We start from the raw sequence: 25,411 nt of genomic DNA on the forward strand, positions 1-25,411 counted from the left end.
GCAGCAGAAATAAGCCCCTTCTTATTATAAGTTCATGTTATTAACAGCCTAAAGATGTAAAAAAAACATTAAATGAAGTCGATATAATGGCATAAAAAACGAAAGAGAATATGACATAATGAAAGCGCTAACACTATTTCTCTAAAAAATCAGGTAGTACATAGGGAAAACCTTTAAGAAAAGCATTGTTTTATTAGGGAATGAAAAAGGGTTAGAACTGATGAGGGACGTCCCCACTCAGCTAACATACACACCTTTTAAAATATATAGGGAGGGATTTATGAAAAATGTAATACCTTTACAAACTTACCTTATTCCATCTCCTTAGAACAACATCAGAAAAGTAAATACAAAGCCCCAAAATCACGACAGGGCCCAATTAATTGTAATGAGTCTTTTATTGGTATTCATGTATTTGATGAGTAAGAGGGAAAATCTAGTTTTCTTAAAAAGAAATAAACTAATAGACTAGAATCGCTGTAATCGAAACGACTTATTTCGTTTTATATATTGAGCGAGGGGGAAAGGATAGGTTATAAAAATGGTAAGTAAAAGAAAAAAGTTTAAAAAGAGTATCGGATATTTATGTGTTGCTTCCACGCTATTTGGGTCAGTTTTTGTTATGGGACCAAATGAAGCTAAAGCTGAAGTTACCACAAAAACAATTACAATTGATGGCAACAATGTAGATAAATATAACCGATTTAAAGGCTTTGGAACGGTAACAGGTAATAATACATCACGTTTGTTGTTAGATTACAAGGAAGAAAATCCGAAAAAGTATTGGGAAATTATGAATAAGCTGTTTAATAAAGAAACAGGGGCTGGACTCACGCACGTTAAAGTAGAGTTGGGCGCTGATGTGAATTCATCCTCTGGAACTGAACCCGCAACAATGCGTTATGCAGATGAACCAGCAAATGTGCTTAGAGGAGCAGGGTTCCAATTTGCCGCTGATGCCAAATCTATCAACCCAGATATCACGGTCGAAATTTTGCGTTGGGGTGAACCGCGTTTTTCATGGAGTGGTGCTGCAAGTAATCAATACGAGAATCGATATCAATGGTATAAACAGACAATCGATGCAGTTTATAAGGAGTATGGCTTTAAACTAGATTATGTTGGGATTTCTCAAAATGAAAGAGCACAAAATAATGGTAAAAATGAACTTGAATGGCTAAAATACTTTACTTCAAAAATCAAAACAGAGCCAAACTATGATGCAGACTACAAACATATTAAACTTGTTGCTGCAGATGGTTATCGTGATACAGCAACAATTAGTAAAACACTACTTCAAAATCCAGATTTGATTGATGAAATTGACGTGATCAGTTCCCATTATGGTCTGACTGGTTCGAATGAACTCACTCAGTTGCAAAATAAATTGATTGCTGAAGGCAAACAGCCAAAAGAAGTTTGGATATCTGAAGGAATTGCTCCAATGATAAATGCCCGTTACCGTGAAAATATGGAGCCAAATTATAATGGGCTTGGAGGAAAAGCAGGGATTGTCGATGTAACCTCGCGTATTATATCAGCATATTCATGGACAGGAGCAGGCAGCAATCCGCTTCATGCAGTTTCATTTGATTTTCAACCTTCAGTTGCAGCCTTTTATGAAGGTTCTGCCTATAATCCGAAGCATCTCATTAGTGCGTATGATCCATGGTCTGGCTTTTATGAAGCAGATGGTGGGTTACAAGGAGTTCGTCATGTTATGAACTTTGTCGGATATGATGATCACACCACACCCGAAAATGAGCGCTGGATATATGTTAAGGATGCAACATTTAGTGATGGAGCTTTCTTCGATGGTGGTGTAGACGTCGATACGAGTACTCATAATTATATGACATTAAAGGCTCCAGAAACGGATGACTATACAACGGTCTTTGCAAATAATACAAAGGAGACGCGTAAATATCAAATTCATACTAAAAATCTAAATGGAAAAGAGAATGCACCAGTCTATGTTTGGGAAACACGCGGGGCGGATGCAGGACAAGATTATGATGCGAATTGGTTTAAAAATGTCAGCAAAATCACACCAAAAGACGGTGTATATGAAGTTGAAGTGAAGCCTTACTCAATTGTGACTATATCAACATTAGATAAAAAATCTGAAATTAAAGACTTTGAATATCAATCACAACCAGTTGATGTATCCCAAGACAAAATACTGCCACTACCATATACGGATGACTTTGAATACAAGAAATATCCTGTCGATGAAAAAGGTAGAGATTATGTGGATCGTCGCGGAGGCACACCACGCTATACTACTGACCAGACTGCTGCTTTTGAAGTTGTGAAAAAAGCAACTAAACCGCTATCTAGTGAAAGTGCAGCACGTACTGATCTAGAAATTCCGAATGCAAAGGCTCATGGAAATATGCTGCAGCAGAAAATCACTCATGACATAATTGGAGCAGATTGGGCGGTTTGGGGCGGAACAGATGGATCAGCATCTAACAGTAACCCAACCACCACTCTCGGTGATCATCGTTGGGTGAATTATAAAGTTTCGTATGACTTTTTGTTAGATACGCATACACCTGAAGTAGCAGGAAGAAGTAATTATGCCTTAATTGGGGTGCGACAAGTGAAAGCGGGTGGATCAGATTCCCCTGCACCATATAATGCACGTGTATATTCAGATGGAAGATACGAAATTCTTAAGCTTGGGAAAGTTGTAAACAGTGGAACGATTGAAGGCTTCAATAACAAGGTTTGGCATAATTTAGCGTTTGAAGCGAAAGAAAATGTATTTACACTTTATTTGGATGGAAAAGAAATCGCTGCTTATACTGACGTTGATTCAACTGTAATGGCTGGAAGAGTTACGCTAGGGTCCGGTTATTATGAAACTCTTATTGATAATTTACGTGTAGATCCAATTAAAGGATACACCTATGAATCAGATAAATATGACAGTGCACAAGGTAAGAAGTATGAGACAGAAGCAGCAGCTTTGAACAATACCGACAAATGGAATCCAATCGGATATGTTGGGAAATGGGACTATACACAAGCAGGATATGCGCACTTTAACCGTACGCAAATGACTGTAAAAACAGATGTTCCGGTTTGGAACGGAGTAGCTGTAGGATTTGGGGACTCAACAAAGGTACAAGGGACTTTGAACAAAGTATTCTATTCCGGAAGCTGGTCATCAAACAGTGCAAATGCCTGGGGATCGAATGGGGCTTCCTTTGAAATGAAATTTAAGGGAACTGATATCAGATTATTTGGTATAACGAATCCGTCAAATGGAACTGCGGATGTGTATTTAGATGGAAAATTAGTCGGTGAAGCGAATTATCTGAATAACAGTGAAATTCATCAGATGGTCTGGTCTGCAGAGGATCTTGAAGATCAAGAGCATACACTTAAAGTAGTAGCCAAAGACAAACCGATTAGCTTCACCAAGGCAGAAATAGAAACGACTGACCCTGTGTTAGCAGCCAAAAGCTTAGGACCTAGTAACATTGTTAAAATATCAGATGAATCTCAAATAGGGAATGAAGAAAATACAGTTTATGCATTTAGAAAGACTACCGCTTGGGGCTCAAATACGACGAATGCATGGGCGAATTTTAATGATGATCCATACATTTTAATTAACTTCACAGGTTCAGGTATTGACTATCTGGCTGGGACTGGAGAAAAATCGTTATATAATTTCGAACTTGATGGTGTGGATATGGGCAACTTTGGCGTAGATCCTGTTACTGGCGTGAGATATTCTGTAAGAGGCCTGGAAGAAAAGCCGCACACGTTGAAAGTTTCACTGAAGGATAATGAAAGAAAAGATACCTATATGGATTACCGTGGGATCAATATCTACAGTACACCTAAAGCAGATAGTACTAATAGTATGATCTTCAATTTTGACGGATCAGGTTTCAATTTATTTGGAGCGACTTCGGATGCATTAATTGATGTGTATATCGATGATCAATTAATTGATGAAAATTTTAGAATTTATGCTAAAGGGGACAGACAAACATCTTATAACGTTCGGGGACTCAAAAATACCAAACATACTGCTAAGGTTGTTGTGAAAGGCGGTACTTTTGTTTTGGATGGTATCGATGTAATTACAGGTACAAATGAGGTTGAAGTAAATAAAGAAAAGCTGCAGCAATTGTATGATGCAAATCAAGGAAGAGAACAAAAAAACTACACCAAGGAAAGTTGGAACGTCTTTCATTCAGCACTACAAACAGCAAAAACAGTATTACAAAATCCACAAGTTACACTAGAGAAAGTGGCTGCTGCAAAAACATCCTTACAAGCAGCAGTAGAAAGATTAATTGAAAAAACAAGCGAGTAGTATTAACTACATCTTGTAACTCGTCTTAACCCTAAATCATTTATACTCTGTATCTTAACAACTAAAATATTGCTAAGGCGCTGGTTTGTCAATTATTGAACCTGGGACATAAGTAGGAGGAAAAACATGCTTATCCCAGGTTTTTGCTGTTTTCTGATTTTTTTGATTACAACATTTTATACGTACAAGTTCTTATATTCGTAGGATAGTCCTTGAAGGAACAGTTAATTCAGAGGAATTAATACGCATGAGTCAAGGGGAATATCTTGATCGACAGGATTTTTGAAAGGGTATTCAATGTCGAGGAAATGTTCTAAGCAGGTTCTTTGTTAATGTAAAATAAAACGAAGCGGATCGGTAAAATAGGTTGCTATTAGAGAAGAATGTTATGGAAAAGGGAAAGTAGCATTAAGCTTATAAATCAAAAAGCGATAAACCAGAAGTCACTTGATTAGGTTAAAAGTGTTCATTTGGGGAAGAGAATAAACTAGTAAAATGGGGAAGTTGTTTCTTTTTCTGATTTTTTTGATTATAATATTTTGTACGTACAAGTTTTTATAGACGTAGGATAATCCTTGAAGGAACAGTTAATTCAGAGAAATTAATACGTATTAATCAAGGGGAATGTCTTGATTGACAGGATTTTTGAAAGGGTATTGAATGTTGACGAAATGTTCTAAGCAGGTTCTTAGTTAATGTAAATCAAACGAAGTGAATCGGTAAAATAGGTTGCTATTAGAAACGAATATTAGTAGATGAATTTTTTGAAAGGGGTTTCGTTTAGTGAAAAAGCTATTATTCATCTATGTTTTTTTGTTTGCTGGCTTTCTTACTTATTTATATAACTATCATTTAAAAGAATTTGCTTCTAGTTCCTCCAATCAGCCTCAGGATGACTTTCGGGGTAAGGTTAGCGAAAAATATGTCATGGTTACATTCCTAGCAGGGATTGATTATTGGAAAACTGCTCTGAAGGGCTTTGAAGATGCGGCTCGTGTGTTGAATGTTTCGGTGGAGTATCGCGGGGCCACGCAGTACGATGTGCATGAGCAAATTGCAGTATTAGAACAAATCATTGCAAAGAAACCCGCAGGAATTGCTATATCAGCCATTAATCCCACTGTGTTAACAGCTACAATTAACAAAGCGATAGATGCAGGAATTCCTGTCGTATTATTTGATTCGGATGCTTCTTCCAGTAACGTGCATACGTTTTTAGGCACAAACAATTATAATGCTGGAGTAACCGCGGCTCGTAAAATGGGGGAATTGTTAAATGGTAGAGGAAAAGTATCTGTTGTGACATTATTGAATCAATTAAACCATCAGGAAAGAACGAAAGGATTTCTAGAGACAATTTATAAAGAATATCCACAAATAGAAGTAGTTGCCGTAAAGGATGGGCGGGGAGACCAGCTTGTTTCAAAACAAGTCGCAGAGGAAGTCATAAAGCAATACCCAGACCTGGCAGGAATTTTTACTACTGAGGCTAATGGCGGGGTTGGGGTTGGAGAGGCTGTGCAATCTGTAAAATCTGATAAACAGGTGAAGATTATTAGCTTCGATACGGACAAGAATACTCTTGATATGGTACAGAACGGGACAATATCTGCGACGTTGGCTCAAGGTACCTGGAAGATGGGATACTGGTCCCTACAGTTTTTATTTCAGCTTAATCATAATCTTGCTTCACCGCAACAGGAGAGCGTTTCAGACGCACTGGCATTGCCAGTCTATGTCGATACTGGAATTTCTATAGTTACGAAAGAGAATGTAGAAGATTATTATGCTAAGTGAGGCATCGAGAAAACGAGGGATAATAGTTGAAAAGAATAAAGTCATTTAAAATGAATAATCTCCCTATAAGATATAAGCTTATTAGTCTATTGTTAGTTATCAGTATTCTCCCGTCCATGGGACTGGGATTTCTAACTGGATGGACGGTAGAGCGCATTATTGAGAGGCAAGTAACGCAAAATACTTTTCAATTAATTGGTCAAGTGAATAAAACCTTGGAGTTTTACGCCAGCAATATGCAAAATATTAGTTATTTAATTTCATTCAATCCAGAAATAAAGCGCTTTCTAGAAGAGAATGACGAGAGGCAAGGACCGGAAATAAATAATAAGTATAGTACACTGCAATTTTTACAGGGGTTTACAACCTTATATCCAGAGATAGCAGGTATTCTCGTAGTTAATAAAAATGGCGCCTATATTAGTAATGAAATGTATGCTCGCTCTTCGAAAAGTCTTACGGAAGAATCATGGTATCAAGAGGCGATAAGAAATGCCGGAATTTCTAAATTCATAGGGCATCCGGTTAATAGAAATGTAACCAGCCATGCTAACTATAAGGATAACGAGGTGGTATCAGTTGTACGGGCTATTTTGGATCCTGACACGCAGCAAGTGCAGGGCGTCGTACTAATTGACTTAAAGCTTAGAGTAATCGCAGAAGCGACAAAGGACGCTCGCTTAGGAAAATCAGGTTATTTGACGGTAATTGACGAAAATGGAAAAAACATCTATTCTCCAACACAACCCTTTATTGACAAAATTCCTATTCAGTGGCTAAGAGAGGCTGCATCCGGAACATTTTCGAAAGAGGTAAATGGGAACGAGCTGCAATTTATTTATCAGAATTCATCTTTTACTAACTGGACGACAGTCGGAGTGTTTTCCTCGGACGAATCAGCGTTAGAAGTAAAAGAAGTTCATTTCTATGTCATTAGTTTTGTTTTCTTCGTTTGTTTGTTTGGAATTGGTGCGTCATATTATTTATCGTATTCCATGGCAAGGCCGATCGGTCAGTTGATGTCATTTATGCAGACAGCAGAAGCAGGTAATTTAATGATTCGATATGAAGGGGATCGTCAGGATGAAATTGGGCTGTTGGGCCGCAGCTTTAACAACATGCTAACCCAAATCAACAAGCTGATTGTACTAACGGAACTGCAAGAGCGTCAAAAGCGGGAAGCGGAGCTGCGCAGTCTGCAGGCCCACATTAAGCCACATTTTCTTTACAATACACTAGATACGATTAATTGGATGGCACGTAAAAAAGGAGCAGAGGATATTGCTGAAGTGGTGGAATCGCTATCCAGGTTATTTCGCATCGGACTAAGCAAAGGTAACGATATCATTCCTTTTATGGAGGAAATAGAGCACATCTGCAGTTATTTAAAAATTCAAAAAGCTCGATACAAAGATAAATTGAATTATACCTTAGCTATTGCTCCAGATATTCAAGATATATTTGTTTTAAAGCTCGTATTACAACCGATTGTAGAAAATGCTATTTATCACGGAATTAAAGAGCGAAGGGGTCCTGGTCACATTCTTATAGAAGCTAAGGAGGATAATGAACAACTAATGATTCGTGTTACTGATGACGGATCCGGGATGCCGAACGAAATTTTATATGCTCTTCGAAAACGATTAGCGACTGCTCTTAATATGGATGAGGAGAATCGGGAGATTAAAAATTTAGGATACGGGATGATGAATGTTCAAGCTAGAATTAAGCTGACGTTTGGTGATGCCTATGGTTTATCCATTGACAGTGAAAAAGGGGAAGGGACAACAGTTACAGCAATTCTTCCGATTATTAGAGAGAAGTGAGGATCGAGGGAACGGAAAAGGAGTGAAGATTCTTGCAGAAAACCTGGAAAGTGTTAATTGCAGATGATGAGCCGATTATTCGAGAGGGGATTCGTGAAGCAATAAACTGGGAAGCACTTCAAATGGAAGTGGTAGCAGAGGCTGAAGATGGAGAGGAAGCGTTAGAGCTTGTATTAGAGCATTCTGTTGATATTCTTCTTGCCGATTTAAATATGCCCATTATGAATGGCATCACTTTAATTAAGAATCTCCGAGAAAAGCGTCCGCAATGTAAGATTGTCATTATTACAGGACATGATGAATTTACGTATGCACAAGAAGCAGTACGCTTACATGTTACTGATTATATTCTTAAGCCGGCAAATCCTGAACAATTAAAGAATCTGCTGGAGAACATACGCAAAGAATTAGAAGCTACAGCACAGCAGGATGATTATTTAAAAATGGCAGAAACACAAATTACAAAAAATTTTCCGTTGCTGCAAGAGCGCTTTTGTTTGGAATGGATTGAAGGACATATGAAAGAGGCAGAAATATTGGAGCAACTTCGGTTTTTACAGCTGCCTGCAGAATGTCCGCAGCAATTCGGTATCATTCACTGTCCCGAATTTTATACCACTACACCACTAGTGAAAGAAAATGATAGAAAAATGCTGTTATTTTCTATTGAAAATATTGTTTCGGAATTGCTTCAGCCCTTTCAGAAAGTCCTATTTTGCGATCATTCTGGACTCATTATCGTATGTGTTTGGGCACATGTGCCTACAGATACTCTGTTTGAAATTGAAAAAGCAGTTAAGGAATATTTGCGAGTTACAGTGAATCTGTACTTTGAACCGATTCAGGACGGATTGACAGCAATTACAGAACTTTATCAACGTTGCAAAGGGTTGGTTGATAAGGAGTCACGTATTTCTCCAATGGTTCGTCGTGCGAAAAAGTTTATTCATGACCATTTTTCCGATCCTGATCTTACATTGGAATTGTTAGCACAGTCTCTGCAGGCATCTCCTGTTTATTTGAGCAGGACGATTAAGCAAGAATTGGGGAGGTCGTTTGTGGGATTGGTTACCGAGCTGCGAATGAAAAAGGCAATTCAGCTGTTGAATGATACTGATCTATCGATTCTTGAAATTGCTGAACGGGTGGGCTATGATACACAGCATTACTTCAGTACAGCCTTCAAAAAAGTCATGGGAGTATCACCTAATCAGTATCGAAAAGGCTCAGGCTTTTTATATGACGAACCGATTAGAAAAGAACTTACGGTAACTATTGATAAGAAAATCGCACACAATATCGAGGGGTAAATGGTTGGATGAAAGATACATGTTGTGAATATAGATTCGTGGATGGATGAAACAGTACCCATAATTTAGACGATGATTAGAAGACGGACCGAATCGGAAATTCGGTCTGTTTTTTATTTTAAGCCTTGTCATGGCCTACCCTAACTTACCAGCTAACGCTGCTTGAAGAAGGGGAGAGGGCTGGGAAGGATTCGTTAAGCTTTATTTTTGAAAGCGTTTTAATTTAAGTTAAATTTTTATAAAAAGAGTTATTTTATTAAAAAGACCAAAAAATGACGGGATGGTATATTCAAGTTACATCAGGGAAGCTACTTCCGATGGGCAAATGATAGAGATAAAGGGGGATAAACAGATGAGGAAGTTGTTGTCAGTATTGCTGTTAGCAGTCATAGTATTTTCATTGGCAGCATGCGGAGGAAGTAAAGGAACCAGTGGAGGAGATAGTGGTTTTGTAGGGATTTCAATGCCCACAAAATCATCAGAGCGATGGGTAAATGATGGAGAAAACATGGTAAAGGAATTTAAAGCATTGGGATACAAAACAGACTTGCAGTATGCAGAGGATGTAGTAGAGAACCAAGTATCCCAAATCGAAAATATGATTACCAAGGGTGTAAGCGTTTTAGTTGTTGCTCCAATTGATGGTGAAGCATTAACAGATGTTTTAGAAAAAGCAAACAAACAGGATATTCAAGTAATTGCTTATGATCGTTTGATCAAAAATAGTAAGTATGTTAGCTACTATGCAACATTTGATAACTTTAAAGTAGGAGTTCTGGAAGGTTCATATATTGAGAAGAAATTAGGCTTAAAAGACGGAAAAGGCCCATTTAATATCGAGTTATTTGCAGGATCACCTGATGACAATAATGCTTACTTCTTCTTTGATGGGGCAATGTCAGTATTAAAGCCGTATATTGAATCTGGAAAATTGGTCGTAAAGAGTGGTCAAACTAAATTTGAGCAAGGCGCAACATTACGCTGGGACGGTGCAGTTGCACAGGCGAGAATGGACAATTTATTAAGTGCCCACTATACAACTGAAAAAATAGATGCTGTGTTGTCTCCTTATGACGGTATTAGTATCGGTATTATTTCCTCTCTAAAGGGTGTTGGATACGGAAAAGCGGATAAGCCAATGCCTGTAATCACTGGTCAAGATGCTGAGCTGGCTTCCGTGAAATCTATTATAGCTGGTGAACAAACACAAACGGTATTTAAGGATACAAGAGAACTGGCTAAGAAAGCGGTTGCGATGGTAGATGCAATATTAAAAGGAAAAGAAGCAGAGGTAAACGACACAAAAACATATGACAATGGCAAAAAGGTAGTGCCTGCTTATCTGCTAGAACCAGTGTCTGTTGATGCTGCAAACTATAAATCTGTATTAGTAGACAGTGGCTACTACACAGAAAAAGAGCTCGGAAAATAAAGCGTAAATCGTCTGGAATGAAATGATTTAGTAGCTATCGGGTGATGGTCGCTAAATCATTTCATCAAATTTTGAGGGTGTGGTGATAAGATGTCAGGAATTATATTAGAAATGCGGAATATCACGAAGGAGTTTCCAGGAGTTAAAGCACTTCAAAATGTAAACCTAAAGGTAAAAGAAGGTGAAATTCACGCATTATGCGGTGAAAATGGTGCAGGGAAATCCACTTTAATGAAGGTGCTAAGTGGTGTATATCCCCATGGAAGCTATACAGGCGATATCTTCTTTCAAGGCAATGTCTGCAAATTTAAAGATATTAAGCAAAGTGAAGAATTAGGGATTGTGATTATTCACCAAGAATTAGCATTGATCCCTTATTTATCAATAGCTGAGAATATTTTTTTAGGGAATGAACAAGCAAAGAACGGCGTTATTAATTGGAATGAAACAACAGTACAGACACGTGAATTGCTGCAAAAGGTAGGACTAGATGAAGCGCCCAACATGTTAATTACGAATATTGGTGTTGGGAAGCAGCAATTGGTGGAAATTGCGAAGGCGTTATCGAAAGAAGTGAAGCTGTTAATTTTAGATGAACCGACTGCTGCCCTAAATGAAGATGATAGTGAAAATCTATTAAATTTATTATTAGAATTTAAAAAGCAAGGGATGTCAGCTATTATTATTTCTCATAAGTTAAATGAAATATCAAAGGTTGCGGATTCTATTACAATTTTGCGTGATGGGCAAACGATTGAAACTTTGGATATGAAAAGAGATAACATTACAGAGGATCGAATCATAAAGGGCATGGTAGGAAGAGATTTAACGAACCGTTATCCGAAGCGGGAACCGAAAATTGGAGAGCCGATATTTGAGGTTAAAAATTGGAATGTACATCATCCTTTGCATACGGATCAAAAAGTGCTTGATAATATAAACTTTCATATCCGCAAGGGTGAGATTGTAGGAATTGCCGGTTTAATGGGGGCAGGACGAACAGAACTCGCAATGAGCATCTTCGGTAAAACATACGGCAAGAAAATAAGCGGGCAAATATTTAAAAACGGTAAAGAAGTACATTTGGACGATGTGAATAAGGCGATCAAGCAAGGTATAGCTTACGTTACAGAAGACAGAAAAGGCAATGGTCTCATTTTAATGGATGATATTAAGAAGAATATATCATTAGCAAGCTTAGATAAGATAGTAAATAAATTTATCCTAAATGAAAATCAAGAAGTTATGGAAGCTGAGCGCTTCCGGGAGAAAATGAAAATAAAAACACCAAGTATTTATCAAAAAACAGGAAATTTAAGCGGTGGGAATCAACAGAAGGTTGTATTAAGCAAGTGGATTTTCTCCGAACCGGATATTTTGATTTTGGATGAGCCGACCCGCGGTATCGATGTAGGTGCAAAATATGAAATATACACCATCATTAATCAATTAGCAATGGAAGGAAAAGGAGTTTTAGTCATTTCCTCTGAGCTCCCTGAAATTCTAGGAATATGTGATCGAATTTATGTTATGAGTGAGGGACGAATCACCGGTGAGGTGAATGGTGAGGAAGCGACTCAGGAACGTATTATGAAGTATATGACAAAGAGCAAGATTAGGGGGTAGGACACATATGCAAACATTCATTGAAAAGGTATTTAAGAATAACACGGGTACGGGTGGGGGAACAAATACAAAACCGTTAACCAAAATGCTTGCGAACAACATGAGACAGTATAGTATGATTATGTCACTTGTTTTTATTATGTTTCTCTTCCAAATTTTAACCGACGGGATTTTATTAAGACCACTAAACATTACGAATTTAATCTTGCAAAATAGTTATATTTTAGTATTGGCTATTGGAATGGTACTCGTGATTATTACGGGTCATATCGATTTATCAGTCGGTTCAATCGCTGCATTTGTAGGAGCCATCTCTGCTATTTTAATGGTCGACCACCAAGTTTCTCCGGTTCTGGCTATCATTATTTCGTTGCTAGTAGGTGCTCTCATCGGAGCATGGCAAGGATTTTGGGTAGCTTATGTCAAAATTCCATCCTTTATCGTAACACTTGCTGGGATGCTTTTATTTCGAGGATTAACAATGATTGTTCTCGAGGGAAAGTCGATTGCTCCATTTCCGGAGTCATTTCAAAAAATAAGCTCCGGTTTTATTCCTGATTTGTTCGGTGGAGGTACAATTCATGTATTTACGCTTGTCTTAGGTGTTATATTATCTGTAATTCTAGTACTCAATGAAATAAAGAGCAGACGAACACAAAGAAAGTACAATTTTGCTGTGCAGCCAACAGGATTATTTGCACTTAAACTTGTTGCCATTGTCGCTATTATAAATGTGTTTGCGTACGTTCTTGCTACGTACGAAGGGATTCCAAATATCTTAATAATCCTAGCTGTGTTAATTGTAGCATATCGATTTGTCACGAATAAAACAAAGGCAGGCCGTCATGTGTATGCGATTGGCGGAAATGAAAAAGCAGCACAATTATCAGGGGTCAAAACAAAGCGTGTCACATTCTGGGTATTTGTAAATATGGGAGTGCTAGCTGCCCTGTCTGGACTTATCTTTGCAGCCCGTTTAAACGCTGCAACACCGAAAGCTGGAAACTTATTTGAGTTAGATGCTATTGCTGCTTGCTTCATTGGCGGAGCATCGGCTTATGGAGGAATTGGTACAGTTGCAGGCGCTATTATTGGCGGACTAGTAATGGGGATTATGAATAATGGTATGTCATTGCTTGGCTTAGGAATTGACTGGCAGCAAGGAATCAAGGGCTTAGTCCTATTGGCAGCGGTTGCGTTTGATATTTATAATAAAAACAAAGCTTCTTAGGTACTGGTGCAAAGATTGCATTTATTGGAAACTTTCTAGTTGTAGAGTTAGTGGAGCATTTCAGTAGACGAAAGCTAGCTAACATAGGAAAGGGAAGCTATTAAAAAGATCATAGAAGCTGCACCGAATACTCAAAATTGACTGAAGGGTCCTGCAAAAATAGCAGGACCCTTATTTTTTTAAAAGGTGTTCCAAACGGATTGTTACCATCGGGATGGTGATGTATTACACGTTAAGGACGTCCAATCCATTCAGAATATAAGCCACTCCCATTGCAGTTAGAGCATTCATAGGGAGAGATATAAACATCGTTGAATGCAGGAGCAACGGAAATCATCCCTTTCCCTCTGCAATCAGGACATTTGCCTAGTGATTGCATTTCAGACTTATGTTTTTCATATCTTTGGACCTGCCAGTTATAGAATACGCTAAAGAATCCCATTTACTCACCTCGAATCATTTTTGTTAGTTTATGGAGAAATGTAGTGTTTTAGTCAGTTTTAGATTGACAGAAATAGTTTAGCGGGGCATAAAAACAGTTTAATTAAAATGAATCAAATCTACTCGTTTCTAACTTTTCTTTGAGTAGATTTTTTATTGTTGAAATTTTGGTAAAAATACAATAAAATGGAATTAAGAACACGTGTTCTAAATCGAAAGGAGGTGAAACTATGAGTCTAACGTATAATAAAAAAGTCCCTGTATGTTTTACAAGAGAAGAAGAATATATGTTGGATGGGCAAAGTAAAATATGTAACTGGCTTTACAATCAGTTATTGACTGCTTGTCAGAAAGATTAGAAGGAAAATAATAATGAGTTGAAATTATTAGAAGGTCGAAATCTGCGCAATTATGGTGTTTCATTAAAGGGGAAACATCTTTTTTTAAACACTGTATTTTCATCTGTTTTAAAAGACCCTGCGGAACGACTTTTAAAAGCATTTACATCATTTTTTAAAGGAAATACAGGTTATCCTCATTTTAGAAGCTGGAAGAAAAAGTGGTATAGTTTAATCTATGACGAGCCTAATAAGGGATGGGAACTTCAGCGTGATGGTACGAAACTTTCCATTTCGTTAGGAGACATACCTGGATTACCAAAAGAAAAAAGGAAAAGGAATCCTTCTATTATTGGTACATTAGGCGAAACGGTTGTTTTAAAAGAAGGCGAAGTGTTTAAAACACTTCGGATTTGTAAGCAACAAGGAAATAAGTTTTACGCTATTTTTACAGTGGAACGTTGTTCTCAAGAAGAATTGGCATGTAAAGGGGTGATGTCTGCCTATCGAAAAGAATGTAATCTAGCGAAAAAAGAAAAAAGAAAGAAATCTGAAAAACCCAAGTTGGAAGAAAAACAAATGGAGATTCCAAAAGATATTTCTTGGATTGCTTTGGACCCCAACCATAAGAATTTCTTTGTAGGAGTTGATCATGAAGGGAACTCTATTGAATTTACAAAGTTGCAAATGATAAAGTATTGGGATACAACCATTGATAAGTTAAAATCTCTTCGTGATGTTTGCGAAAAAAATTATAAAAAAAGAAAAACAAAGCATGGAAGTTCTTATACTGTACATAGCACTAGGTGGAATCGAGTAAACAAAGCATTAAACATTGCGTATCATAAACGTCGAGAACAAATAAAGACGGCATTGTATTCCATTGCACATGAATTATATCGAAGATATGACCTTGTTATCATTGGTGACTACACTCCCACGAATGGAACAACTCGTTTTGACAACATGAAACGAAGTATGTTGAACCAAGAAAAAATAGGTGAGTTCCGAAAAATCTTGGAATGGGTAGCTGCTAAATTACAAAAACACTATATCATGGTCAACGAACGAAACACTACGAAAGAGTGCTGTATTTGTGGTCATATGAAGAAAAAAGACCCCGGTGTCAGAAACTTTACATGTGAAAAGTGTGAAACAATATTAAACAGGGATACGAATTCAGCTGTAAATATCGGAAAAAAGGCTGGTTATTTCCTTGATATCAACGCATACAAACATAAACTCAATCATTTTTCTTTTACGAGTTACGCTGTATTTGGAAGAAAAATTTCTTGGATGTCAAATCACTTATAATTGCCTCGCTTAGGCTAGTTAGGAGCATCAAAGATGCGTTTAGACTAACTATACTGATTCTGGAACAAGCGTCCCCATTTGGGCGTATGAAAAGGCTCATTTGTCTTTTACACAGACTGCCACCAAAACCACGCACTGCTTCAGGTTTTGAGTGGGGAGAAAGAAAATGCTACGGTGCGATAAACCTATTCAATTTTGCGGAATTAAGTAGGTTTGAGTAGAATTTCTAGAGCGGTTATTATTTTAGGAATAGCTATTCTCATAAAAAATGTATAGAAGGAACAACTAAGGCTGTATTAGGTGATAATAGCGATGCAGCTAAGCTGTTTGGTGATAAATACTAAGGAAATTTTTTCTTTTTTTAAGTATAATCAAGATTCAGAGAATGATTAAAGACGGAGAGTGTCATAGACATGAAAGTATTAACTGTTGAAAATTTAGTTCGAAAGTTTGCATTGAAAGTATTAGCCGGGGAAAATCGACTACAACAAACGATTACACAACCACAGTCTCATCGTCCGGGTTTGGAATTCGTTGGTCATTTTGATTTTTTTCCAACTGAACGTGTTCAAATACTTGGAAGAAAGGAAATTACGTATTTGCATAAGTTAAGCAGAGAGGAGCGTCAGTTGCGAATAGGTAATATTGTCAAATACCACCCACCTTGCTTTATCGTTACCGCTGGGCAAGAAGGGCTAACGTATTTGACTCAGTATTGTATAGAAGAGGGAATTCCGTTGTTATGTACAAATGAACCGCAAACGACTTCTGAATTTATTACGAGACTTGATGCTTATATGATAAAAACGCTAGCTCCAGAAATCGCAATCCACGGAGTTTGTGTCAATGTGTATGGAATCGGCATTTTACTTCGAGGAAAATCAGGTGCTGGCAAAAGCGAAACGGCACACACATTGATTGGTAGAGGTCATAGGCTAGTGGCTGATGATCTTGTCGTGTTGAAAAAGCTCAGTCCACGAACGATTCTCGGTACTCATGATGGGAAAACGAAGGAGTTTCTTGCCCTGCGCAGTGTCGGGCTGTTGAATGTGGTCCGCTTATATGGAAGAAAAGCGTTTCAGGATGAAACGAGGATCGCGCTCGATATTGAATTAACAAAATGGGAGAAAAATTCCCTGAATAATGAATTGGAGCAGGAACCTACATTTACAGAGTATATGGGCGTTCAAATTCCCCATATTGAGATTCAGCTCCAACCTGGTCGTGATGTGGCAGGGTTAATTGAAGCTGCGGCAAATAACTGGCTGCTGAAGCAGCAAGGATACAGTGCTGCAGAAGAGTTCATGAGGCGGCTGGAATCTGATTCTAACTGGTAGGATCCAGTGCATGATCCCTTCTATGTAGACAGTATGAAAAAACATACCGTCTACATGGAAGGGATTTGTTTTCTCTTAAAAAAACAGAAATTTATAACCTATTAGGTAAATTTACATTTGAAGTTGTTTTAACTCGTAAAATTTCCCTTTTTTAGTCATTAATTCATCATACGTACCGAACTCTACACAATGCCCATTTTCGATGACAGCGATTTTGTCAGCATTACGGATCGTTGAAAGACGGTGCGCCACAATAAAAGTAGTCCGGCCTTGACATAAAATGTCTAAAGCTTCCTGGATTTTTCTCTCAGAATGACTGTCTAATGCAGAAGTGGCTTCATCTAAAATAATCACCTTTGGGTTCCGTATCAATGCTCTTGCGATGGATATCCTTTGTCGCTGACCACCGGAAAGTTTATCCCCGTGTTCCCCAATTTTCGTGTCCAAGCCATCAGGGAGTTTCTTAATGACATCCCATAAATTTGCGGCTATTAAAACTCTTTTTAGTTCTTCTTCTGTAACAGAGGGCATGCCATAGGTAATATTCTGACGAATGGTTCCAGAAAATAGAATCGTTGTCTGGGGAACCACTGCTAAGTGATTTCGAAAAGACCTTAAATCAATCGAGGTCATATCGTTTCCATCTAAAAGAATGTTTCCTTCAGTAGGTTGAATAAATCCAATGAGTAAATTTAGTATTGTTGACTTACCTGAACCGGATTCCCCGACAAAAGCAACAGTTTCTCCTTGTCTAACCTCTAAGTTTAAATTATGGAGGATATTTTGATTGGTATGTGGATAGCGGTAACTGATGTGTTGTAAAGAAAAATTCCCATATACTTGATTAAGCTTTGGCTTGTTTTCGTGAGTTTCTACCTCTCCAGCAGTTAAAATCTCGCCAATGGAGTTTACAGATTCCAGTCCTTTAGCAATCGTAGGAATCAATGTTATCATATTAGAAACTGAATTTACTACTGTAGTAAATCACGCACATTTGAAATATAGATACGGGAACCGAAAATTTTGGTGTACTGGATATTATGTAGATACAGTAGGAAGAAATAAAAAGGTGATAGAGGAATACATACGACATCAAATACAAGATGATATAGTGGCAGAACAACTCAGTTTTATGGAATACATTGATCCATTCACTGGTGAGGAGGTAAGGAGAAATCAACGAAAGAAATAATGGAGGCCTTTAGGTCTGGCCAGTAAAAGTAGTACAATTAGCGAACCATTCAGTGCCCCTTTAGGGGTTGGTCAGTAACAAAGGCTTTCAGCCGTAGAGCAAACCACCCGTTCTCACGGGTGGTTTTGACTTGTATGCATATTAGAACATAAGTTGACCAGAACGGCTATTTTAGCCTTTTGTTACAACTTTGTTGATAGCCAACTCATTTTTATTAAGAAAGTTTAGAGAAATTATACGTATTATTATCTGTATATCGATATAAAGTATTACAAATGAAAGTTATATCATACCTGGTATGCCCATGCCAGGGAAACCACCCATACCCATGCCAGGGAAACCACCCATACCCATGCTAGGGAAACCGCCCATACCCATGCCAGGGAAACCGCCCATACCCATGCCAGGGAAACCGCCCATACCCATGCCAGGGAAACCACCCATGCCCATGCCAGGGAAACCACCCATGCCCATGCCAGGGAAACCGCCCATACCCATGCCAGGGAAACCGCCCATGCCCATGCCAGGGAAACCGCCCATGCCCATGCCAGGGAAACCGCCCATGCCCATGCCAGGGAAGCCGCCCATGCCCATGCCAGGGAAGCCGCCCATGCCCATGCCCATGCCAGGGAAGCCAATAATACGTTTAGAATTTAATGCCATGTTTTCACCTACTCTTTATAAATCTTTCATAGTACTTTACATAATATGCTTAAAGAAAATAAAGGAGCTTATCTTCCTTTAAAATTAGGTAGACTAACTACCAATAATATGCGATTATGTAACCTACTAAAGATATGGCCTATTGAGCCATCTTTTTTGTCGTATGCACATTAAGGAGCATAAGTTGACCAAAACGGCTATTTTATGATTTTTGTTGTAACTTTGCTGATAACCAACTCATTTTTACTAATATTTATGATTTTATTCATTGCAAAAGCATATCAATAATACGATCAAACATTAATTAATTCGGATGCATCAAAGAATTACTGAATGGATGAAAAATACATATCACGATTTCTATAGGAGTGGCAACATATCCTGATAGTACAGATGATGCAACAGAATTATTGTGTAAAGCTGACGATTCATTATATAAAGATAAAAATTAAGGAAGAAATCAAGTAGTATCTAACTGAATTAAATCGAAAAAAGTTGTTTGGAAATATTTGAGTTATTAATATTTTCTTAATATTATTTTATAGTAATAAAAAAATAAATAGAAGGAAAGGGGATAATGAAATGAATATTGAGCAATTTAAGGATAGTGCTGAAATGTTAAAAGTAGTTGCCCATCCTGTAAGACTTGCACTTGTAAAGTCCATGATCAAAAAAGGTCCGTTAAATGTAACTTCTCTTTATGAAGAATTTGGAATGCCACAAAGTACAATTAGCCAGCATTTATCGAAATTGAAGGCTGTTAATGTTGTATCAGGAACACGCAAAGGCTTGGAGATTTACTATGAGGTAAAAGACAAGCGAGTAGAAATCATCCTTGATGCGATAGTCAGTGCTTAAGTACTATTTTCAAATAAATTATTCGAAAGCGGATCGCTACGGCGGTTCGCTTTTTATTCTGCAAAGCATTTAGCAGAAGGAGAGGATTTTGTTATGCTTTATATGGTATGCGATACTAATAATGGCCAGTGGTTAGTAGATAATGCGATATTTGTAGATGACATAGATTCAAAAGATAATGAGAGCAGACTGTTCAAAACCGGCAAGGCCTGAATAGGCTTGCCGGTTTTTGTCTACAATCCATGACTGGTATTGTAGAATGTTCATTTTTTGTCTTCATACTGGATAGGATTAGGAATCCATCCATTTTCGTACAATTCTGTATGCGTTTACATTGACTCCATTTCCTTGCCAAGCCGTTTGATCTCTTCCTCATTCTGAGCCATTGAACCATTATGGTCCGTTTGGTTCAAGCTATGGCTCTCTTTTTCCTCCATTGGACTTTTCAAATAATCAGCAATTTCATATAGCTTACTTGCCGTGGCTTCCCTAATGGATTGTGGAATCCTTTCTTCTCCAAGCAAGGATGGTTTTCCAAGTTTGGCCTGATTCGGCTCCTGTGGGTATTGATCAACAGGAATCTCTAACCAATAAATGGATTCAGTGGAACAATCCCGTAATTTCACTCTATACTTTATCGATTGATTCCAGCCAATCTTCGTAAATCCTTGACTTGTCAAAATTGAGTGTATCCTAGCAAATGGTCTCTTTTCAAAAACGGGAGCTTTCATTTTTTTCATCTCCTTAAATCGTTTTTAATCGAAGGTCTGTTTACTTATTCTGATATACTCTGGAAATTAGAAAATGAATCATACATAATCGCAAAGCTCATAGGCATTATTATTTTATGTTTCTACTAAATTATTTTTGCATCAGATTTAGTGATGGCGTAATAAGTATCTGTGCTTTTGGGCAGCTTGTCCTAATTTTGCTATTAAGTTTTCTCATAGGATTAACACGCTCCTTCTCTTTTTTGGATAAGGGGGTGTTGCTGAGTTATAGAATAACAAAGAAAAAGTGTAATATAAGGAATGTTATGGAAATGAGATGATTATGTAACCAATTTTTCTATAAGGGACTATTTATTTTACGTAGGTAACATAGAAGTGAAAATAGTAATAGTGCTATTAAGTGTGACTTTGAAATAGAGTCACTAGATCCAGGGTTTTACTTTTTACACTGTAAGAAGGTATAAATTTCTAGCTGGAAGCCAATTCGACGAGTTTTCTTAAAATATTACTTGAATTTTAGATAAATAGATGATATCGTTAATAGCAACAAATAGTTAAAAAATAAATAGCGATAAACTTCTTATCCAGAGTGGTAGAGGGACAGGCCCTATGAAACCCGGCAACCATCAAGTTAAAATATTACTTGAACGGTGCTAATTCCTGCAAAGGTTTAACCTTTGAAAGATGAGAGGAATGTATGTAATCATACTAACCTCTCTTTAGATTAAAGAGAGGTTTTTTAATGGAGAAAGAAGGCTTATCGCTCAAAGGAGCGAAACAAAATGGAGAGAGCAGTATTTGGTGCAAGTGAATTTTTTAGTCAACAAGCTTTTATTACAAGTTTTCGTGGTATTGAATATATTCAAACAGGACATCTAAAAGGGAAAAATGTAGACATAGTAGAAATATGGTTTAATCCTTGGAAAGTATCTTATAATGAATTACTAGAATTGTTTTTTGATTTGCATAACCCGACATCCAGAGGAGATAAGCAAATTAAAAATCAATCACTTATTTTCTTTTCTGATATTCAGCAATTAACAGTAGCTAAACAAAAGAAAAATGAGTTAAAACACCTATTTAAAGATGAAGTTATTACAGAAATTACCCCGGTATGGGAATATACAAATAGCCTAGAAGAGATAAAGTTAATATCTTAATAAAACTTTACAGTAGCACTACAATGTGTCATGAGTACATTTTTTCTTCAACAACCTGGTGCTTTCCTTTAGCAGGGGAAGCACCGCATTTATGTTTTAGGCATATACAAGATTCACTCTATCTTGCACTGTAGGAAATTTTAGGAATACGGTGTAAGTGCAACTATGCCTCTACCTTCGCCAATCGGCGAGTTTTCTTTAAAAATGCACCTCAAAACAGAAGCATTTAGGGATACCCTAAGGTAAAACATTCATTAACATCGCGGTTTCATCACAAGAATGCAGTTTAGGGCAGGTTATGCAATCTTTCCACATTTTTTGAGGTAATTCATTTTTATCCACCTGATTAAACCCTAATTTTGAAAAAAATTCAATTTGATACGTTAAGGAAATTAGCTTAGTAATTTCCAAGTTTCCTGTTTCTTTAATGATTTGCTTTACCAGTGCTTTTCCGATCCCTTTTCCGACATAAGCAGGGTTGACAGCTAATGATCTTACCTCTGCTAAATTCCGGTCAAGGATTGTCAAGCTGGAAATCCCAACCACTTCGTTATTTAAAACAGCCACAACGAAACTTTGCAGATCTTCATAGATGGAGGCATAAGTTCTCGCTAAAAGTTTTCCTTCTTTGGCATACTCTGATATTAATTTATAGATACTTTCTGTATCGCTCATAACTGCTTTTCGAATTAGCATAGGAAATCCCCCTGAAGTGTTATTAATATATTACTTGTTATGTTAAATTAAAACTATATAACTTTAGTTAATCTGTAATAAATATACATCATGAAGAATTATTATACAATCCTTATAATCCATGATTTTTCTTTTTTAGATCATTTTTTCTTCTGAAAGGGAAGGGGACAAATTTGCTCGATTGAGGTCTAATTTCTTTGGCTAAAGTTAACAAAGATATTTAACTAAGCTAACGAATAAAGGGTAAAAAGAGCGGGTGTTCCCGCTCTTTATTCCACTGCAAGAAAGTATAAATTTCCAGCTAGAAGCAAATTCGACGTAGTCGGAAATTTTAGGAATACAGTATAAGTGCAACTACGCCTCTGTCTTCGCCTAACGGCTCGCCACTCGGCGAGTTTTCTTTAATTTTCTTTGGAATCTTCTTGGTAATGCTCATTTAAGTATGGGTTTTCTGTCGTAGCAAAATTAACAGACTGGAGGCTGACTTCGGGGTCCATTCCGTAATGTCCTTTCAGCTCGTTTTTTGCTAGCTCACCACTTCTGAATTGCGGTTCTTTTTTTTCCTTCATAATGCACCCCTTTTCTTTCTCTTATTTTTCTATATTTAAGAAGGAATTATGCGAAAGAGGAAGTTGAATACAATTCATTATTTCGCTCGATTATAAAACCAATCTAAAAATTCATTTGTATATACAACATAGAGAATGCACGATGCTCTTTAGGGAATTGTTTTCTAGATGAAATCTAAGAGTAGTACATACTATCTTTTTTATGTATACTGCATAAGAAGTCTGATCATCCAAAATATGCAAAGTGAGGAACAAGCTTAAAGTATAGATCTATGTTTATTTTGGTTATAACGTTAGTGGCCCCAAAATTGTGGATCTCATTGTGATGTATGCAGGAAATAGGAAAGGAGTGAAGGTATGAAACAAAAGTTTATCGAATCCTGTTTATATAATCTAGAAGGAGAAAGAACAAAGAAGAAACAAACTATTAGCGGATTTATTGTGCTTGCTTTAAGTATCAGTGCTTTTTTATTCTCCTCCTCACCAGCTAATATTAGAGTACCTGTTGTACTGATTATGTTATACGGTTCCTCCATATTGATAAAAACGATGATAGTAAATCGATATAAAAGGTTATTGGAAAAAGAAGAGTAGTACATAGAGCCCTATTAATTCTGTAAGAGGAGTTAATGGGGCTTTTTTGTGTATCATTTCCACCTTTTATGTTTAACTGTTTTCTTCTTTATTTTTGTTTTAATTGTTTTCACTTGTTTTTTTGTTTTCGGTTGCCAAGTGTTCAATACTGGCAAGGCTTTTTCGCACATTCTATAACAAAAATGGTGTGAAGGATAACAAAATTGGTGTCAGCTATAACAAAGTTGGTGCTTTCTCTAACAGACTTGGTTCGGCGTCTATAACAAGAATGGTTTAAACTGTAACATTTTTGATGTATCTATAACATAACTGGTGTATGTATAACAAAAATGGTGAAGGTCTAACAAAAATGGTGCAAAAGCCTCCAGTTTTCAGTTAAGTATAACAAAAATGGTTTGAATTCTAACAAAAATGGTGCTGATGGGGGAGGTGCTACTGCGAATTATAACATTTTTGGTTTGACCTCTATCGCTATCCCATTTTTCCTTCTTTTTCCGTCCTCGTTTCGTATGTATCTATAACAAAAATGGTGCATTGCATTTCTAGTCTTAATTCTGGTTATTTTTGGATGTGTAAGTATAACATGTCTTTGAAGTAGTTATACTTGTGGTAGTATCACAGCGGGGTAAGAAAGGATGGTGCCCATGGATGCTGCAACAATCTCTACTGTTATGGACGTGAAGAATCTTGTAACGAAATCCAATTTATTAATTGAGGCGAATTATCGACTCGGACTAGTTGAACAAAAGATCATTCTTTGTGTGGCGAGTAACATTCAACCCAATGATTCGGACTTTAAGACCTATACGTTTCCCGTTAAAGAATTCCATAAACTGATTGGATTAAAAGGATCACCCAAATACACAGAATTACGGAAAATTACTAAAGAATTAATGCGTAAGGTTTTTGAAGTACGTGTCAATAACAAGGTTGTGCAGGTAGCCTGGCTTTCATATGTCAGTTATAACGAACAAGAAGGGACGATAGACGTTCGGTTTGACCCATTTCTTCGACCATTTTTGTTAGAATTAAAAAAGAACTTCACAAGTTACCGGCTCGAAAATGTCGTGAAATTAAAAAGCTCCTATGCGATTCGTTTATATGAGCTGCTCAAGCAATATGAGAAAATTCGGGAGCGGATGTTTACACTGGATGATTTGCGGAACATATTGGGGGCGGATGATATCTATCCGGCCTATGGAAATTTCAAGCAACGCATTTTAGTACCGGCACAAAATGAATTGAAGGATAAAACAGATATTCAGTTTGATATTGCAGAATACAAAACAGGAAGAAAGGTAGATCGAGTTAAGTTTATTATTCGTGGTCGTACATCTGGAGAGAAACCTACTCGTATATTTGAGGAACGTTTATCTGAATTTCAAGCGGCAAACACATTCTCTGAACGGGCAAAACGTGTGGCGATGCAGCAAGGGTTTATTCTGCAGGATCAGACTTTGAGACAGTGGAGCAAGTATGGGGAAGATACTGTTTTGCAGGTATTAGAGGAGTTCCGTTTTCAAACAGGAATTGAAAATCCAATAGGTTATATTACGCGTATTCTGCAAAATAAAGTAGCTGAGGATGTCTCTCAGCAGAGTCCGCCCAATCCTTCTCCTCAAAACCTAGAAGTGTATCAGGCTTTAAAACATATACAGGCAGAATATGCCCGCAGTAGTGAGTTGCTCCCAGATTGGTTTATCAGGGATGCAGTAGTTAGAAAACTTATGCAGCACCTATCAGAAGAGGAAGCAATTACGATTTGGGAACAAGAACAGGAACACTTTATGCAGGAATTACACGTTCAGATTCAACATAATAAGAGTAAACACTCTCGGAGAAAATGGTGAAACTGTCATAAAGCAAAGAGAGTTATAAATACGTCAAACAGAATGCAAAAATACTGGCTTTCTAGAGGGGAGGGCCAGTATTTATTTTTGTAATTTCATTTGCTGTG

Annotated in this window: 20 protein-coding genes, 1 pseudogene and 1 riboswitch; of the genes and pseudogenes, 16 read left to right on the forward strand and 5 right to left on the reverse strand. The window is 37.3% G+C overall.

Annotated features, from left to right (window positions below; translation table 11 throughout):
- Positions 1 to 622 precede the first annotated feature (622 nt).
- The 10 genes from EP737_RS15395 to hprK all read left to right on the forward strand — a co-directional run bounded on the left by EP737_RS15395 (position 623) and on the right by hprK (position 16,991).
- Positions 623 to 4,339 carry an S-layer protein gene (locus EP737_RS15395; protein WP_246040272.1) on the forward strand — a complete coding sequence of 1,239 codons (3,717 nt, stop codon included), beginning with the start codon at positions 623 to 625 and terminating at the stop codon, positions 4,337 to 4,339.
- A 783-nt stretch (positions 4,340 to 5,122) separates the two neighbouring features.
- Positions 5,123 to 6,136, forward strand: a complete 1,014-nt coding sequence (locus EP737_RS15400) for a substrate-binding domain-containing protein (RefSeq protein ID WP_129728863.1) — start codon at positions 5,123 to 5,125, stop codon at positions 6,134 to 6,136.
- Between the two features lie 50 nt (positions 6,137 to 6,186).
- Positions 6,187 to 7,962, forward strand: a complete 1,776-nt coding sequence (locus tag EP737_RS15405; protein WP_129728904.1) for a cache domain-containing sensor histidine kinase — start codon at positions 6,187 to 6,189, stop codon at positions 7,960 to 7,962.
- Positions 7,963 to 7,994: 32 nt separating this feature from the next.
- Positions 7,995 to 9,272 carry a response regulator transcription factor gene (locus tag EP737_RS15410; protein WP_129728864.1) on the forward strand — a complete coding sequence of 426 codons (1,278 nt, stop codon included), beginning with the start codon at positions 7,995 to 7,997 and terminating at the stop codon, positions 9,270 to 9,272.
- Positions 9,273 to 9,624: 352 nt separating this feature from the next.
- A complete protein-coding gene (chvE, locus tag EP737_RS15415; RefSeq protein WP_129728865.1) occupies positions 9,625 to 10,704 on the forward strand; it encodes a multiple monosaccharide ABC transporter substrate-binding protein in 1,080 nt (359 codons plus the stop codon).
- A gap of 90 nt (positions 10,705 to 10,794) precedes the next feature.
- A complete protein-coding gene (mmsA, locus tag EP737_RS15420; protein ID WP_129728866.1) occupies positions 10,795 to 12,330 on the forward strand; it encodes a multiple monosaccharide ABC transporter ATP-binding protein in 1,536 nt (511 codons plus the stop codon).
- Between the two features lie 85 nt (positions 12,331 to 12,415).
- Entirely contained in the window at positions 12,416 to 13,561 is a 1,146-nt protein-coding gene (gene mmsB / locus EP737_RS15425) for a multiple monosaccharide ABC transporter permease (RefSeq protein ID WP_246040277.1), read from the forward strand.
- A 671-nt stretch (positions 13,562 to 14,232) separates the two neighbouring features.
- On the forward strand, positions 14,233 to 14,361 hold the full coding sequence (locus tag EP737_RS26580; protein WP_281278901.1) for a hypothetical protein: 129 nt from the start codon (positions 14,233 to 14,235) through the stop codon (positions 14,359 to 14,361).
- 18 nt (positions 14,362 to 14,379) lie between these two features.
- On the forward strand, positions 14,380 to 15,654 hold the full coding sequence (locus EP737_RS15435) for an RNA-guided endonuclease InsQ/TnpB family protein (protein WP_129728869.1): 1,275 nt from the start codon (positions 14,380 to 14,382) through the stop codon (positions 15,652 to 15,654).
- A gap of 413 nt (positions 15,655 to 16,067) precedes the next feature.
- Positions 16,068 to 16,991 (forward strand): HPr(Ser) kinase/phosphatase, encoded by a 924-nt coding sequence (hprK, locus tag EP737_RS15440; RefSeq protein ID WP_129728870.1) that lies wholly within the window; start codon positions 16,068 to 16,070, stop codon positions 16,989 to 16,991.
- 111 nt (positions 16,992 to 17,102) lie between these two features.
- Here the strand turns inward: hprK and EP737_RS15445 are convergent, their stop codons facing one another.
- Complete coding sequence (locus tag EP737_RS15445) at positions 17,103 to 17,945, reverse strand: ABC transporter ATP-binding protein (RefSeq protein WP_246040273.1); 843 nt, start codon at positions 17,943 to 17,945, stop codon at positions 17,103 to 17,105.
- Positions 17,946 to 17,976: 31 nt separating this feature from the next.
- Between EP737_RS15445 and EP737_RS15450 the strand changes: the two are divergent.
- Positions 17,977 to 18,183 (forward strand): annotated as a pseudogene (locus tag EP737_RS15450) (transposase); the annotation flags it as partial.
- Positions 18,184 to 18,465: 282 nt separating this feature from the next.
- On the opposite strand, the gene EP737_RS26280 reads toward EP737_RS15450, so the two are convergent.
- Entirely contained in the window at positions 18,466 to 18,846 is a 381-nt protein-coding gene (locus EP737_RS26280) for a hypothetical protein (protein WP_246040274.1), read from the reverse strand.
- A 356-nt stretch (positions 18,847 to 19,202) separates the two neighbouring features.
- On the opposite strand from EP737_RS26280, the gene EP737_RS26925 reads away from it, so the two are divergent.
- Together EP737_RS26925 and EP737_RS15465 are read left to right on the forward strand one after the other, a co-directional pair.
- Positions 19,203 to 19,298 (forward strand): hypothetical protein, encoded by a 96-nt coding sequence (locus EP737_RS26925; RefSeq protein WP_425455916.1) that lies wholly within the window; start codon positions 19,203 to 19,205, stop codon positions 19,296 to 19,298.
- 130 nt (positions 19,299 to 19,428) lie between these two features.
- Complete coding sequence (locus tag EP737_RS15465; RefSeq protein ID WP_129728871.1) at positions 19,429 to 19,704, forward strand: ArsR/SmtB family transcription factor; 276 nt, start codon at positions 19,429 to 19,431, stop codon at positions 19,702 to 19,704.
- A gap of 329 nt (positions 19,705 to 20,033) precedes the next feature.
- Here the strand turns inward: EP737_RS15465 and EP737_RS15470 are convergent, their stop codons facing one another.
- On the reverse strand, positions 20,034 to 20,435 hold the full coding sequence (locus EP737_RS15470) for a hypothetical protein (RefSeq protein ID WP_129728872.1): 402 nt from the start codon (positions 20,433 to 20,435) through the stop codon (positions 20,034 to 20,036).
- Between the two features lie 577 nt (positions 20,436 to 21,012).
- Positions 21,013 to 21,126: riboswitch (SAM riboswitch) on the forward strand.
- A 91-nt stretch (positions 21,127 to 21,217) separates the two neighbouring features.
- On the opposite strand from EP737_RS15470, the gene EP737_RS15475 reads away from it, so the two are divergent.
- Entirely contained in the window at positions 21,218 to 21,595 is a 378-nt protein-coding gene (locus EP737_RS15475) for a peptide-methionine (S)-S-oxide reductase (RefSeq protein WP_129728873.1), read from the forward strand.
- Positions 21,596 to 21,832: 237 nt separating this feature from the next.
- On the opposite strand, the gene EP737_RS15480 is transcribed toward EP737_RS15475, so the two are convergent.
- Both EP737_RS15480 and EP737_RS25670 read right to left on the reverse strand, forming a co-directional pair.
- Positions 21,833 to 22,291 carry an N-acetyltransferase gene (locus EP737_RS15480; RefSeq protein ID WP_129728874.1) on the reverse strand — a complete coding sequence of 153 codons (459 nt, stop codon included), beginning with the start codon at positions 22,289 to 22,291 and terminating at the stop codon, positions 21,833 to 21,835.
- A 401-nt stretch (positions 22,292 to 22,692) separates the two neighbouring features.
- A complete protein-coding gene (locus tag EP737_RS25670) occupies positions 22,693 to 22,860 on the reverse strand; it encodes a hypothetical protein (protein WP_165350819.1) in 168 nt (55 codons plus the stop codon).
- 357 nt (positions 22,861 to 23,217) lie between these two features.
- On the opposite strand from EP737_RS25670, the gene EP737_RS15485 reads away from it, so the two are divergent.
- Both EP737_RS15485 and EP737_RS15490 read left to right on the forward strand, forming a co-directional pair.
- Positions 23,218 to 23,454, forward strand: coding sequence for a hypothetical protein (locus EP737_RS15485; protein ID WP_129728875.1), 237 nt, complete (start codon positions 23,218 to 23,220; stop codon positions 23,452 to 23,454).
- Positions 23,455 to 24,098: 644 nt separating this feature from the next.
- The gene (locus EP737_RS15490) at positions 24,099 to 25,304 is read left to right on the forward strand and encodes a replication initiation protein (protein ID WP_246040275.1); all 1,206 of its coding nucleotides are present in this window, start codon (positions 24,099 to 24,101) and stop codon (positions 25,302 to 25,304) included.
- The last annotated feature ends 107 nt before the right edge of the window (positions 25,305 to 25,411 follow it).

Origin of the sequence: Ectobacillus funiculus, from assembly GCF_004138295.1 — a bacterium.
Taxonomy (GTDB): domain Bacteria; phylum Bacillota; class Bacilli; order Bacillales; family Bacillaceae_G; genus Ectobacillus; species Ectobacillus funiculus.

Bases quoted from the DNA above. Each gene is read 5' to 3' on its own strand.
- EP737_RS15395 (WP_246040272.1), top strand. From the start codon at position 623: ATGGGACCAAATGAAGCTAAAGCTGAAGTTACCACAAAAACAATTACA.
- EP737_RS15405 (WP_129728904.1), top strand. From the start codon at position 6,187: ATGAATAATCTCCCTATAAGATATAAGCTTATTAGTCTATTGTTAGTT.
- chvE (WP_129728865.1), top strand. From the start codon at position 9,625: ATGAGGAAGTTGTTGTCAGTATTGCTGTTAGCAGTCATAGTATTTTCA.
- mmsA (WP_129728866.1), top strand. From the start codon at position 10,795: ATGTCAGGAATTATATTAGAAATGCGGAATATCACGAAGGAGTTTCCA.
- mmsB (WP_246040277.1), top strand. From the start codon at position 12,416: ATGCTTGCGAACAACATGAGACAGTATAGTATGATTATGTCACTTGTT.
- EP737_RS26580 (WP_281278901.1), top strand. From the start codon at position 14,233: ATGAGTCTAACGTATAATAAAAAAGTCCCTGTATGTTTTACAAGAGAA.
- hprK (WP_129728870.1), top strand. From the start codon at position 16,068: ATGAAAGTATTAACTGTTGAAAATTTAGTTCGAAAGTTTGCATTGAAA.
- EP737_RS15445 (WP_246040273.1), bottom strand. From the start codon at position 17,945: ATGATAACATTGATTCCTACGATTGCTAAAGGACTGGAATCTGTAAAC.
- EP737_RS26280 (WP_246040274.1), bottom strand. From the start codon at position 18,846: ATGGCATTAAATTCTAAACGTATTATTGGCTTCCCTGGCATGGGCATG.
- EP737_RS15465 (WP_129728871.1), top strand. From the start codon at position 19,429: ATGAATATTGAGCAATTTAAGGATAGTGCTGAAATGTTAAAAGTAGTT.
- EP737_RS15470 (WP_129728872.1), bottom strand. From the start codon at position 20,435: ATGAAAGCTCCCGTTTTTGAAAAGAGACCATTTGCTAGGATACACTCA.
- EP737_RS15475 (WP_129728873.1), top strand. From the start codon at position 21,218: ATGGAGAGAGCAGTATTTGGTGCAAGTGAATTTTTTAGTCAACAAGCT.
- EP737_RS15480 (WP_129728874.1), bottom strand. From the start codon at position 22,291: ATGCTAATTCGAAAAGCAGTTATGAGCGATACAGAAAGTATCTATAAA.
- EP737_RS25670 (WP_165350819.1), bottom strand. From the start codon at position 22,860: ATGAAGGAAAAAAAAGAACCGCAATTCAGAAGTGGTGAGCTAGCAAAA.
- EP737_RS15485 (WP_129728875.1), top strand. From the start codon at position 23,218: ATGAAACAAAAGTTTATCGAATCCTGTTTATATAATCTAGAAGGAGAA.
- EP737_RS15490 (WP_246040275.1), top strand. From the start codon at position 24,099: ATGGATGCTGCAACAATCTCTACTGTTATGGACGTGAAGAATCTTGTA.